The sequence below is a fragment of the Brevundimonas alba genome (assembly GCF_011927945.1).
Lineage (GTDB): Bacteria > Pseudomonadota > Alphaproteobacteria > Caulobacterales > Caulobacteraceae > Brevundimonas > Brevundimonas alba.
Map to the genome: position 1 here is coordinate 1,955,645 of NZ_JAATJM010000001.1, position 13,519 is coordinate 1,969,163.

The 13,519-nt window shown below is 68.1% G+C and carries 8 protein-coding genes and 1 tRNA gene; 5 read left to right on the forward strand and 4 right to left on the reverse strand.

What is annotated here, in order from left to right; translation table 11 throughout:
- On the reverse strand, nucleotides 1–819 hold the full coding sequence (locus GGQ87_RS09570) for a hypothetical protein (RefSeq protein WP_168046906.1): 819 nt from the start codon (nucleotides 817–819) through the stop codon (nucleotides 1–3).
- 169 nt (nucleotides 820–988) lie between these two features.
- Here GGQ87_RS09570 and GGQ87_RS09575 point away from each other — a divergent pair, with 169 nt between their 5' ends.
- The 5 genes from GGQ87_RS09575 (at nucleotide 989) to GGQ87_RS09595 (ending at nucleotide 6,467) form a co-directional block, all read left to right on the forward strand.
- Complete coding sequence (locus GGQ87_RS09575) at nucleotides 989–2,413, forward strand: circularly permuted type 2 ATP-grasp protein (RefSeq protein WP_168046908.1); 1,425 nt, start codon at nucleotides 989–991, stop codon at nucleotides 2,411–2,413.
- Entirely contained in the window at nucleotides 2,413–3,345 is a 933-nt protein-coding gene (locus GGQ87_RS09580; RefSeq protein WP_168046909.1) for an alpha-E domain-containing protein, read from the forward strand. The genes GGQ87_RS09575 and GGQ87_RS09580 overlap by 1 nt, the downstream gene beginning before the upstream one ends.
- 7 nt (nucleotides 3,346–3,352) lie before the next feature.
- Nucleotides 3,353–4,177, forward strand: coding sequence for a transglutaminase domain-containing protein (locus tag GGQ87_RS15625; RefSeq protein ID WP_168046911.1), 825 nt, complete (start codon nucleotides 3,353–3,355; stop codon nucleotides 4,175–4,177).
- Between the two features lie 73 nt (nucleotides 4,178–4,250).
- Nucleotides 4,251–5,015 carry a proteasome-type protease gene (locus tag GGQ87_RS09590; protein WP_168046913.1) on the forward strand — a complete coding sequence of 255 codons (765 nt, stop codon included), beginning with the start codon at nucleotides 4,251–4,253 and terminating at the stop codon, nucleotides 5,013–5,015.
- A gap of 42 nt (nucleotides 5,016–5,057) precedes the next feature.
- A complete protein-coding gene (locus tag GGQ87_RS09595) occupies nucleotides 5,058–6,467 on the forward strand; it encodes a glycoside hydrolase family 47 protein (RefSeq protein WP_168046915.1) in 1,410 nt (469 codons plus the stop codon).
- 3 nt (nucleotides 6,468–6,470) lie between these two features.
- Here the strand turns inward: GGQ87_RS09595 and GGQ87_RS09600 are convergent, their stop codons facing one another.
- The 3 genes from GGQ87_RS09600 to GGQ87_RS09610 form a co-directional block, all read right to left on the reverse strand.
- A complete protein-coding gene (locus tag GGQ87_RS09600) occupies nucleotides 6,471–8,789 on the reverse strand; it encodes a GH92 family glycosyl hydrolase (protein WP_168046917.1) in 2,319 nt (772 codons plus the stop codon).
- Nucleotides 8,790–8,856: 67 nt separating this feature from the next.
- On the reverse strand, nucleotides 8,857–13,095 hold the full coding sequence (locus GGQ87_RS09605) for a beta strand repeat-containing protein (protein ID WP_168046919.1): 4,239 nt from the start codon (nucleotides 13,093–13,095) through the stop codon (nucleotides 8,857–8,859).
- Nucleotides 13,096–13,297: 202 nt separating this feature from the next.
- Nucleotides 13,298–13,373, reverse strand: a tRNA-Lys gene (locus GGQ87_RS09610).
- Nucleotides 13,374–13,519 lie beyond the last annotated feature (146 nt).

A 13,519-nucleotide genomic window follows, 5' to 3' on the forward strand; every position in this document is an offset into this window, starting at 1 on the left:
TCAGCCCTTTTTCGCGTCCGCGGCGCTGCCGACGCCGCCGTCGGAGACGTCTCCGACGATGGGATTTGCGGCCTGGGTCTTCTGCTCACCCGAGGCCTCGGTTCGAGGGCGGCTCTGTCGCCAGGTGTCGAAGTCGGATGAGAATTTCTGGCGGCGTTCGTCGCGCCAGGACTTGTAGTCCTGATCGAAGGCCGAGAGCTGCTGTTCGCGCCAGTGCAGGTAGTCGGGCTCGAACTCGTGGTGCTCATGCGTCTGGCCGCCCATGCCGCGGCCGGAGCCTTCCCAGATCTGCGAGCCGGGGGCGTAGGCGTGCTGGCCCTGCTGGCCGGCGTGCTGTTGGCCGCCGCTGTAGTTCTGGGCGCCGTAGTTCTGGCCGCCAACATTCTGGCCTTGCGACCCGCCGCCGTAGCCCGGCTGAGAGCCCGACTGCTGGTAACCGGAGGGGCCATACGGACCGGAGGGACCGCTCTGTGGTGACCAGCCGCCGGACGAGCCCTGACCATACTGGCTCTGGCTCGACTGTCCCTGCCCATACTGGCCTTGGCCGTACTGGCCCTGCGCGGACGAGCCCTGCTGGCCGTAATAGCTCTGAGCCGACGGGTTGGGCTGGTTCTGGCCGTGGCCCCAACCGCCCTGGCCCTGCCGGCCCTGCTGGTCATTGCCTTGGTGGCGGAAGGCCTCGGCGGTGCGGCCGCCGTCGCCATTGCCCCAGGTCCAGCTGCGATCCTCGGTGGCGCGCTGTCCGTCGCCGCCCTGCGAGCGCCAGTTGTCGTGATCGGGCCGACCGCTCTGGTCCTGATGACGGAAGGGATTCTGCATCGTCCTGCACTCCGTTGGTGAGACTTTCCAAACGGGGCGTGGCAAGGGGATGTTCCGGGGAACGGCCGCGCTCACGAAGGTGTCAGCGCCGGTCGCGGCGGTGCAACATTCCTGTTGCGCAAGCGTAACTTATCGGGCCACGCTCGTGGTTCGTTGCAGCGGGAGCGGCATGGCCTTCGACGAGATGTCAGGAGACGCGACCGCCTATGGGGCGGACGTCCGGGAGAGCTATCGGGGGCTGGCGCGCTGGCTCGCCGATGCGCCCGACGGCCTGCTGCAATCCCGTTCGCGCCAAGCCGAGCTGTTCTTCCGGCGGATGGGGATCACCTTCGCCGTCTATGGCGATGCGGAATCGAGCGAGCGGCTGATCCCCTTCGACGTGGTGCCGCGGATCATCGGCGCCGCGGAATGGGCGGGGCTGGAGGCCGGGCTGGTCCAGCGGGTCAATGCGATCAACCTGTTCCTGGCCGATGTCTACGGACGGCAGGAATGCCTGAAGGCGGGCGTGGTGCCGGCCGAACTGATCCTGACCAACCCGCACTATGTGCCCGAGATGCAGGGCCGCCGGCCGCCGCGCGGCGTCTGGGTGCAGATCGCCGGCGTCGATCTGGTGCGCACGGGCGAGGATGGCTTCTACGTGCTGGAGGACAATTGCCGCACGCCCTCGGGGGTCTCCTACATGCTGGAGAACCGCGAGATGATGATGCGGTTGTTCCCGGACCTGTTCGCCGACTATCCGGTGCGGCCGGTCGAGACCTATGCGGACATGCTGCTGGCCAGCTTGCGAGCCTGCGCGCCGGAGGCGGCGGGGGCCGATCCGACGATCGTGGTGCTGACGCCCGGGCCGTTCAACTCGGCCTATTACGAACACAGCTTCCTGGCCGACAAGCTGGGGGTCGATCTGGTCGAAGGACGCGACCTGTTCGTCGACGACGGCAAGGTGTTCATGCGCACGACGCAGGGCCGCCAGCAGGTCGACGTGGTCTATCGCCGGATCGACGACGATTTCCTCGATCCCCTGACCTTCCGGCCGGACTCGGCGCTGGGAGTGCCCGGGCTGATGGCGGCCTATCAGGAAGGGTCGGTGACGCTGGCCAACGCCGTCGGGACGGGCGTGGCCGACGACAAGGCGGTCTATACCTACATGCCGGAGATCATTCGCTTCTTCACCGGCGAGGAGCCGATCCTGAAGAATGTGCCGACGTGGCGGTGCCGCGAGCCCGAGGCGCTGAAGCACGTGCTGGCCAATCTGCAGGATCTGGTGGTCAAGGAGGTCGGCGGGTCCGGCGGCTATGGCATGCTGGTCGGGCCGGCGGCGTCGAAGGCCGAGGTCGAGGCCTTCCGCAAACGGCTGATCAACGATCCCGACGACTTCATCGCCCAGCCGACGCTGGAGCTGTCCACCGCGCCGACGCTGGACAAGGGCGAGCTGGCGCCGCGCCACGTCGACCTGCGGCCATTCGTGCTTTCGAGCCCCGAGGGGGTGAAGGTGGCGCCGGGCGGGCTGACGCGGGTAGCGCTGAAGCCGGGCTCGCTGGTGGTCAACTCCAGTCAGGGCGGCGGGACCAAGGACACCTGGGTGCTGGACGTCTGATGCTCTCAAGAACCGCAGACAGCCTGTACTGGACCGGCCGCTATATCGAGCGGGCGGATTTTCTGGCGCGCATCCTGGAGGCCACGATCCGGTTGGCGGCGATTCCGACGCGCGGCGACGGAGACGCGAGCACCGTCTGGGCCAGCGCCCTGGCCAGCGCGGGCGCACCGAAAGCGCTGGGACGGTCGCCGACGGAGAAGTCGGTGCGCGAATACCTGGCCTTCTCGCCCGAGAATTCGTCGTCGATCACCGCCAGCATCACCCGGGCGCGGACGAACGCCCGGTCGGTGCGCACCGCCCTGACGGTCGAGCTGTGGGAGGCGATCAACGGGGCGTGGAACGGGCTGGCCGAGCAGGGACAGCCGACGCGGCGCGACGACTTCACGCGGTTTCTGGAGTGGGTGAAGGGCGTGACCCTGGCGGTCGAGGGCGCGACCTCGCGGACCATGCTGAGGAACGACGGCTACTATTTCCTGCGGTTGGGGGCGGCCATTGAGCGGGCCGACAACACGGCGCGGCTGCTGGACGTGAAGTATCATCTGCTGCTGCCCGAGGGTGAGCGGGTCGGCGGACAGCTTGACTATTTCCAGTGGACCACGCTGCTGCGCGAAGTGTCGGCGCTGACGGCCTATCGCTGGGTCTATCGGGACAGCGTCAAGCCGTGGCTGGTGGCGGACCTGCTGGTGCTGAACCGTCAGATGCCGCGCTCGCTGGCCAGCTGTCAGGCCTCGATCGTGCGCTATTTGGAGCGGCTGGCCGGCGACTACGGGCGGCGGGGTCCGGCACAGAGGCTGGCGGCGGACCGGATGCGGTCGTTCGACAATTCGCGCATCGAGGCCATCTTCCAGTCCGGCCTGCACGAATATATCCAGGCCTTCCTCGCCGAGAACGGGCGGCTGGGTCAGGCCATCCACGACCAGTACCTGAGTTAGGGCGTCCGTGCGCATCCAGATCGACTACGCCACGACCTACGCCTACGACCGGGCGGCCCGGTTCATCATCCAGACGCTGAGGCTGACCCCGCGCTCCAGCGAGGCGCAGCAGGTGCGCCACTGGCAGGTGGAGACGGACATCGATTCCAGGCTGCACCGGTCGGAGGACGCCTTCGGCAATGTGGTGCACACCCTCTACACCGAACAGCCGACGCAGAGCCTGACCGTCCGGGTTTCGGGCGAGGTGATCACCAGCGACACGGCGGGGGTTGTGCCGCCGGATCAGGAGACGCTGTCGCCGCTGGTCTTCCTGCGGGACACCCATCTGACGAAGCGGGACCGGCTGATCTCGGTGTTCGCATCCGAGTTTTCGGCCCATCCGCCGCTGGACCGCCTGCACCGGCTGATGGCGGCGATCCACGGCTCGGTGGCGTTCGAGGTGGGGGTGACGACGCCGACGCACACGGCGGCGGAGGTGCTGGCCCTGGGCCGGGGGGTCTGTCAGGACCACGCCCACGTCTTCATCGCCTGCGCCCGGCAGATGGGGGTGCCGGCGCGCTATGTGTCGGGGCATCTGCTGCGGCGGGATACGGCGGATCAGGAGGCGGCGCACGCCTGGGCCGAGGCGTGGCTGGAGGATCTGGGCTGGGTCGGGTTCGATCCGGCCAACGGCGTCTGCCCGACCGACCGCTATGTGCGGATCGCGACGGGGCTGGACTATCTGGGCGCGGCGCCGGTGCGGGGCGCCAGCTACGGCGGCGGGGGCGAGCGGCTGGCGGTCCGGCTGTCCGTGCGTGATGCCGACATGCAACAGAGCCAGCAACAGGCGTAGTCGCGGGATCGACGGGGCAGGGAATCTGTTACCGTTCCCTGATGACGGACGTTGGTCGGATGCGGCGCACCTCATGACCTACTGTGTGGGGATGCTGGTCGAGGACGGGTTGGCGATGATCGCCGACACCCGGACCAATGCCGGCGTCGACAATATCTCGTCCTATCGCAAGCTGCATGTCATCGATCAGCCGGGCGACCGGGTGCTGGGCGTCTGTACGGCGGGCAATCTGTCGGTGACCCAGACGGCGATGGCCATGGTCCGCGAGGGCGTGCACCTGAAGGTCGGCGAACCGCCCGAGACGCTGGAGACGGCGCCGAGCCTGTACCGCTGCGCCCAGTTGCTGGGCCATGCGCTCCGCAGCGTCCGGCAGTCGATTGCGCCGGCGCTGGAGGCGGACAGCCTGAACACCTCGGCCTCGATGCTGCTGGGCGGTCAGATCGCCGGCGGGGAGATGGGGCTGTATCTGATCTACAGCCAGGGCAATTTCATCGAGTGCGGGCGGGACACGCCCTATCTCCAGATCGGCGAGCTGAAATACGGCAAGCCGATCCTCGAGAGCGGACTGGCCTATGACACCCCGCTGGCGGAGGCGGTGAAGCTGGGGCTGATCTCGTTTTCGACGACGATGCGGTCGAACGTGTCGGTCGGCGCGCCGTTCGACATGCTGACCCTGCGCCGCGGCTTCCTGAGCGGGGACGTGCGGCGGATCGAGGAAGACGACGCCTATTTCAACGACCTGCACGACCAGTGGACGCGGGCCCAGTCGGCGGCGCGGCGGGCCATGCCCGAGCCCCCGTGGATGATGGGCGGACCGAGGCTGGCGGTCAGCCGCTAAGACCGGCGGTTGCGGCGCGGCGTCATCGGGATACGGTGACGCATGATCCGATCGAAGATGCACCGCCGCTCCGCCCTCGCCCTGATGGGCGGTTCCGTTCTCGCCGGGATGTCCGGTCTGCCCGCCGCCGCGCAGTCAGAGGCGGCCCAGCCGGAGGACTGGGCTGCGCTCGGCGCCGATGTGAAGGCCGAGTTCAGATGGGCCTGGGACCACTACGTCGACAGGGCGTGGGGCAAGGATGAGATCAATCCGGTGTCGGGGACGGCGCAGTCCTTCTTCATCGAGGGGCATGATCTGGGCCTGTCGCTGGTCGAGGCGCTGGACACGCTGTGGATCATGGAGCTGGACGCAGAGTTCCAGCAGGGAGTCGACTGGGTGAAGTCGAACCTGCACTTCGACATCGACGGCTATTCGCAAGTTTTCGAGACCAACATCCGGCTGGTGGGCGGCCTGCTGTCGGCGCATCTGGCGTGCGGCGATCCGGTGTTGCTGGCCAAGGCTAAGGATCTGGCCGACCGGCTGCTGAAGGCGTTCGAGGCGTCGCCGCACGGGCTGCCGTACCGGTATGTGAACCTGAAGACCGGAGCGGTGCGCGACCCGGAGACCAACCTCGCCGAGATCGGCACCTATGCGACCGAGTTCGGAGTGCTGGGCCAGCTGACGGGCGACGAGCGCTACTATGCGGCAGCCAAGCGGGCGATGAAGCACGCGCTGGATATGCGGTCGGACATCGGCCTGATGGCGGCGAACATCCATGCCGAGACTGGGCAGTTCACCAGCCGCAACGCGTCAATCGATGTCTACGCCGACAGCTTCTACGAATACCTATGGGACAGCTGGGAGCTGTTCGGCGACGAGGACATGAAGCGCTGGGCGCAGGAGTGCCTGGCGGCGATGGTCGCGCATCAGGGCCGGCGCTACGCCGGGCGGCTGTGGTTCCCGATGGTGGATTACGAAACCGGGGCGGTGACGGGGACCTCGCAGACGGTGCTGGGCGGGTATCTGGCGGGGCTGCTGGGGCAGGCGGGCTTCAAGGCGGAGGGGGATGACTTCCTCGCGACCTACACCGCCATGCAGGAGCGCTACACTATCGTTCCGGAGTCGATCGACGTCACGACGGCGACGCCGCGCGGGAAGCGCACCGGCCTGCGGCCGGAGTTCGCCGACGCGTGCCTGAACCTGTGGCAGCATGACCGCGACGACCGCTACCGGGCGCTGACGGCGATCCACTGGCGCAACATGAAGGCCACCTCGAAGGCGACCTATGGCTACACCTCGCTGGCCGACATCACGACGCGGCCGATGGCGCAGGGCGACAACTGCCCCGGCTACTGGTGGTCGGAGCAGATGAAATACTACTTCCTGATGTTCGCCGAGCCGAAGCGGGTGGACCTGAACCGGCTGGTCCTGAGCACGGAGGCGAATGTGCTCAGGGGGTTTGTGCGCACTTAACGGTCAGTCGGCCGTGCTCATCGAATACGGCCGCGCCTCGGGCCCCGCGCCCCACGCCGTGTTCGGCTCCGCTCCCATCACGAACCGCAACTCCCCGCCGGCCATGATCTCGTCGTGGCCGATCCAGGTGCGGGCGAGGGGGCGGCCGTTCAGGGTGACGGACTGGATGTAGGGGTGGTCGTCCGACAGGCCCTCGGTCGCGATGGTGAAGCGGCGGCCGTTGGCGAGGTTGAGGACGGTGCGGTCGGTGAAGGGGCGGCCGATGACGTATTGGCCCGAGCCGGGCGTCACCGGATAGAAGCCCATGGCGCTGAACATCAGCCATGCCGACATCTGGCCGACGTCGTCGTTGCCGGCGAGGCCATCGGGGCGGGAGTGGTACTGGCTGTCCATGATCTGCTTCAGCCGCGCCTGCGTCCGCCATGGGGCGCCGGCGAAGACATAGGCGTAGGCCGAGTGGTGACTGGGCTCGTTGCCGTGGATGTACTGGCCGATCAGACCGGCGATGTCCTCGGCGTGCGAGTAGTCGAGGCCCGAGTTGTCGAAGTCGAACATGGCGTCGAGCTTGGCCACCGTGGCCGCGTCGCCACCCATGGCTCCGACCAGCGCGGCCATGTCCTGGGGCACGAACCACGAATACTGCCAGGCGTTGCCCTCGGTGTAGTCCGATCCGTAGTTGATGGCGGTCGGGTCGAACGGCTCGCGGAAAGAGCCGTCGGCGAGGCGGGCGCGAACGAAGCCGGTCTGCGGGTCGAAGGTGTTGCGCCAGAAGCCGGCGCGGCGGTCGAACCCGGCGGCGACATCCGCCTTCCCCAGCCGCTCGGCCATGCGGGCGATGGTCCAGTCGTCATAGGCGTATTCGACGGTCTTGGACGCGGCCTCGGGCTCGCGATCGATGGGCACATAGCCGAGGTCCATATAGTCGCCGAGGCCGCCGTAGGGGCGGTAGCTGGCGCTGGCGATCATGGCGTTCAGGGCGGCCTCGCCGTCGACGCCGGGCAGGCCCTTCAGATACGCATCGGCGATCACCGGGACGGCGTGATAGCCGATCATGGTCCAGGTCTCCTGACCCGCGAACGACCAGACGGGCAGGATGCCGTAGGGGCTGACCCGCTGGGCCGCGATCAGCGAGTTGACCATGTCGGCGTTGCGGAAGGGCGGCTGGACCAGGGTCAGCAGCGGGTGTTCGGCGCGGAAGGTGTCCCACAGGCTGAAGGTCGAGTGGACGGTGAAGTCGGCCTGATGCACGCCGTTGTCGGGCCCGCGCCAGCGGCCGTCGGCGTCGCTGTGCACCGAGGGGGCGATCAGGGTGTGGTAGAGGGCCGTGTAGATGCTGGTGCGCATCTCCGGCGCGGCCTCGATCTGGACGACGTTCAGGGCCTCCTCCCACTGGGCGCGGGTGTTGGCGCGAAGGCCGTCGAAGTCGAAGGCCCCGCCTTCGGATTCGAGATTGGCGAGAGCGCCGGCCTCGTCGACCGAGGAGATGGCGACCTGGACCAGCAGCGGCGCGTCGATTTCGCCGAAGTCGAAGGCGGCCTCGAGCTGGCGGCCCTCGACCTGCTGACGGTCGTCGGGGGTGCGCCCGGGCTGGCGGAAGCCGCGGTAGGGGACGTTCTCCTCGCGATCGCGCAGCTGATAGCCGGTGACCGGTTTCGAGAAGCGAATGGCGAAATAGAACTGGCGGCCGGGGGCCCAGCCGCGGGTCTCCCGGAAGCCGGTGACCGTGCCGTCGGCATGCACCCGGATGCGCGACCACAGGACCTTGCCCGGGTAGTCGTAGATCGAGGGGCGGAAGTCGATCAGCACGCGCGCCGGCCGGCCTTCCGGGAAGGCGTAGCGATGCAGGCCGACGCGGACGCCGGTGGTCAGTTCGGCCCGCACGCCGGAGTCGGTCAGGTTGACGGCGTAGTAGCCGGGCTCGGCGACCTCGGAGGCCTTGTCGTAGCGCGAGCGGTAGCCTGAGCCGGGCTGGTCCGCGGCGCCGGCGTCCCATTGCAGCTCCCCCGACTGAGGCACGACCAGAAGGTCCCCGAGGTCGGAATGGCCGGTGCCGGAGAAATGGGTGTGGGAGAAGCCGAGGATGGTCGGATCGTCGTAGCGGTAGCCCGAGGCCCAGTCGTAGCCTTCGCGCAGCAGCTTGTAGTCGGTGTCGGGGCTGAGCTGGACCATGCCGAACGGGGCGACCGCGCCGGGGAAGGTGTGGCCTTTGCCGGCGGTGCCGATGAAGGGATCGACCGCGTCATAGGGGGAGGGGACATCCTGCGCCCCCGCCGCGCCCGCCAGCCCGACCGCCAGAACCGCCGCCATGATCGCCATCCGCATCAGCCCGTCCCTCCGTCGACGAGGGTGAGCCTAGCAGTCCGGCGGACCGACGCCAGTCGAAGCGGCGTCAGAACCAGCCGTTCTCGCGATAGGCCGGCAGGCCGGCCAGCTGACCGTCCGGATCCAGCGCGATCATCCAGTCGCCGATGAAGGCCAGATGGCTGTCCAGCCGCGCCTCGAGGGCGAGGAGAAGAGGCGCGTCATCTTCGGCGCCCGGCAGAACCAGCGGCTCGTCGGCGATTTTGAACGCCTCCGCGTCGGGCAGGACGAGGGGCTGGTCGTCGACGAGGGCCGGAAGGACCAAGCCGCCGTCGTGCACGAGGGTTGGCAGGACCTGGGCGCTGAACGCCTTGCCGACCGGCTCAAACGGCGCCGGTCCGGCATAGGTCAGGGTCATGGTCGTGTTGTTGGCGAAGCGCAGGACCTCGACCGAGGTGACGAAGGTCGAGCCGTCGCGGCCGGCGACGCTGTCGACGATCCGCCAGCCGGCGCCTTCGGCGGTGATGGTGTAGTTGGCGGCGACGCCGCGCAGCTGGACCTCGTCAGTCCCGAGACCGCCGTTGATGGTGTCATTGCCGCCCTTGCCGCTGAAGATGTCATTCAGGGCGCCGCCGGTCAGGACGTTGTTCATCGTATTGCCGTTGCCGACGAACTTGCCCGGGCCGGTATAGATCAGGTTCTCGACGTTGTTTCCGAGGGTGTAGGTGCCGACGCGGGCCTGAATGGTGTCGACGCCCTCGCCCGCGGACTCCACCACGGTATCGAAGGCGTCGAGAATGTAGAGATCGTCGCCCATGCCACCCTGGAGCTGGTTGGCCGCTCCGCCGGAGCCGCCCATCAGGATGTCGTTGCCGCCCAGACCGAGGAGGACGTCGGTGCCGTTGCCGCCCTGGATGACGTTGTCCCCGGCAGTGCCGAAGATGGTGTCGTTGAAGTTCGAACCGATGGCGTTTTCGATCGAGGTGAAGGTGTCGATGGCGCCGTCGCCGTCGGCGGTCGCCTTCTGCAGGTCCAGGCGGATGGTCGCCCCGGCAGCCGCGAGTGTGTAGTCGACGGTGTCGAGGCCGCCGCCGCCGTTCATCGTATCGGCCCCGCCGCGGCCCCGCAGGACATCGTCGCCCGCGCCGCCGGACATGACATTGGCCGCCGCATTGCCCGTGCCGGCGAAGTTGCCGACGCCGCCGAAGATCAGGTTCTCGACGTTGTTGGCCAGCACATAGGTGTTGATCCGGGCGTCGACCGTGTCCGTGCCGTCGCCGACGAACTCGGTGACCGTATCGGCCGCCTCCAGCACATAGGTGTCGTCGCCGGCGCCGCCCTGAAGGGCGTTCAGCGCACCCGCGCCCCCCCACAGGACGTCGTTCCCGCCGAGACCGAGGAGGGTGTCGGTGCCGAGCCCGCCGCGCAGGACGTTGACGCCGCCATCACCGATCAGGGTGTCGTTGAAGGCGGAGCCGGTCAGGTTCTCGATGCTCGTAAAGGTGTCGGTCCCGCCGTCGCCGTCGTTGGTCGACTTGTTGGCGTTGAGCTGGGCGTTTACGCCCGCGGCCGCAGTGGAATAGTCGGCCGTGTCGATCCCGCCGTCACCGTTCAGCACATCCACGCCTGCGCCGCCCGCGAGGACATCATTGCCGCCGGCGCCGTTCAGGGTGTCGTTTCCGAGATTGGTGCGGATCACATTGGCTTCGGCATTGCCGGTGATCGTGTCGTTGCCGCCGCCGGTGATGACGTTCTCGAAGGTGGTGTAGATCTCTCCATAGTTGGTCGCGCCGCTGACCATGTCGATCACGTAGTCCCCGTCCCAGGTCCGGGTGTCCAGCGTGTCGATGCCCGAGCCGCCGTCCAGCACCTCGTTGACCGAGTCCGTCAGGCCAGCGATGATCAGGTCGTCGCCGCCTTCGCCGTAGTAGTGGCCCTCGCCGCCGGAATAGAGGATGTCGTCACCGCCCTCGCCGTGGACATCCTCCTCGGTTCCGTCGCCGCCGTGGATGGTGTCGGCGCCCTCGCCCCCATAGATGGAATCGATCCCGTCTCCGCCGTCGATCAGGTCGTCGCCCCCGCCGCCATCGATGACGTCGTCTCCGATCCCGCCGTTCAGGATGTTCGCGCCGGACGTGCCCAGCAGGTAGTCGCCGTTGCTGTCCTGACCCTGGATGGTCACGGTCACCGTCGCCGTTCCGCCTCCGGCAAGGGTGTAGGTGAAGGTGTCGGCATAGGTCTGGTTGGACGCCCCGGACGCCGGGCCGGGCAGGAAGAGGAAGACGCCGTTGGGGTTGTAGTTGAACGTCCCGTTGGCGTTCAGCTTCAGCAGGGCGCCGGAGGGCAGGGCGATCTGGATTCCGACCGCGGCGCCCGATCCGTTCACGGCGGAGACGCTGAGCGCCGGGCCGTCAGGATCGGTGTCGAGCCCCGAGCCATTGTTGAGGAAGACACTGCCGCTGAGGATTGCGCTCTCGTTTACCGAGACCGCGTCATTGACCGCGATCGGCGCGTCGGGGACGTTGGCGATGACGGCTGTCGCGGGGCTGGTGCCGGATTCGGACCCGCCGTTCAGATCGACGTAGCTGATCACCACCCGCATGATCCCGCCCACGTCGGCGTCTCCGAGGGTGTAGGTCGCCTGGTCGAGACCGACATTGACGAAGCCGGAGCCGGTGTCCCGCTGCCACTGATAATGGAGGACGCCGAGGCCATCTACATCGGCCATGGTCGAGACGGCCGTCAGAACCTGGTCTTCGGTCGCCGTGCCGGTGATCGAGGCTCCACCGGTGTGGGGGTCGTTGACGTTGGCGATAGTCGACGTCGCGGCGCTGGTGACGGCCTCGGACGTGCCCTGCTGGTCGACATAGCTGACGACCACACGGACCACGCCCCCGACGTCGGCATCCCCGAGGGTGTAGGTCGGCTGGTCCGCGCCGGCGTTGACGAAGCCGGACCCGACGTTTCGCTGCCACTGGTAGTGGAGCGTGCCCAGGCCGTCCGGATCGAACAGAGAACCGGTGTCGGCGGTCAGCACCTGGTTCTCCGTGCGCGTGCCGGTGATCGAGGGCGCGCCGGAGGGCGAGTCATTGACGTTCGAGATCGACGCGCTGGACGGACTGGTGGCGCTCTCGGAGAAGCCCTGCTGGTCCGTGTAGCTCACGACAACCCGGACCACGCCGCCGACGTCGGCGTCGCCGAGGGTGTAGGTCGACTGGTCCGCGCCGACGTTGGAGAAGCCCAGTCCCACGTTGCGCTGCCACTGGTAGTGCAGGGTCCCGAGGCCGTCGACGTCGGCCAGCGTCGAGACGGCGGTCAGGAGCTGGTCCTCGGTCGGCGTCCCGGTGATCGACGCCCCGCCGGTATGGGGGTCGTTGACGGCCGAGATCGAGGCGGTGCCGGAGCTGGAGGCGGACTCCGCCGTGCCATGGCCGTCGGTGTAGCTGATGATGACGCGAACCACTCCGCCCACGTCCCCGTCGCCGAGCGTGTAGGTCGACTGGTCCGCGCCGACGTTGACGAAGCCGAGGCCGACGTTGTGCTGCCACTGATAGTGCAGGGTTCCGAGGCCGTCCGGGTCGGCCATGGTCGAGACCGCGGTCAGAACCTGGTTCTCGGTCGGTGTGCCCGTGATCGAGGCGCCGCCTGAGTGCGGATCATTGACGTTGGAGATCGGAATGGTGGCGGCGCTGGTGGCGGACTCGGCCGTGCCCTGCTGATCGACGTAGCTGATGACAACGCGGACCGTCCCGCCGACATCCGCGTCGCCGAGGACGTAGGTGGCCTGGTCGAGACCGACATTGACGAAGCCGGCTCCGGCGTTCCGCTGCCACTGGTAGTGAAGCGTGCCGAGACCGTCGACGTCGGCGAGCGTGGAGACCGCCGTGAGCGTCTGGTTCTCGACACGGACGCCCGAGACCGAGGCGCCGCCGGTGTGGGGATCGTTGATGTTGGAGATCGAGGCGGTTGACGCGCTGGTGGCGGACTCCGGCGCGCCGTTGCCGTCGGTGTAGCTGACGATCACACGCACGATGCCGCCGACGTCTCCGTCGCCCAGCGTGTAGGTCGCCTGGTCCGCACCGACGTTGACGAAGCCCGAGCCGACGTTGTGCTGCCACTGGTAGTGGAGGGTCCCAAGGCCGTCGGCGTCGGCCATGGTGGAAACGGCCGTCAGGACCTGGTCCTCGGTGGCGGAGCCGGAGATGGCGACGCCGCCGGTATGGGGCGCGCTCGAGGGACCGGAGCCGGCGGCCGCCCCGAGGAGGATCTGCGCCTCCCGGCCGGCCGCGCGGTGGTCGGCGTTTCGGTCAGTCCGGATTGAACGCATGGTCGGGTCCTTCGCGGGGAGCGGGGACCAGGCAGCCACCGCAGTACCACCGCGCACATCGCGGCTCGGAACGCACGGCTACGGATACCTATCGATGTTACATAAGCACCACCCCGACCGGGGGTCCACTCCCCGCGGAGGGAAGGCAAGACGGGCGGTGCGGCCTTCGACCGCCGGCGATTGCGTCAGGAAGAACGGACGATGGTGGGTGATGTAGGGTTCGAACCTACGACCCGCTGATTAAGAGTCAGCTGCTCTACCAACTGAGCTAATCACCCGGACCATTCGTCGGGCAGGGCCTCGCAAGGTCCGTGCCGTCCCGCGCTGTTCCGGTCTGGGACCGGCCCCGGCGAGAGGGGGCGTTCCTAATGGCATTGCCTCTCGCGTGCAAGGGGATTTGCCGCTCCGTTCCGGTTTGTCGCAG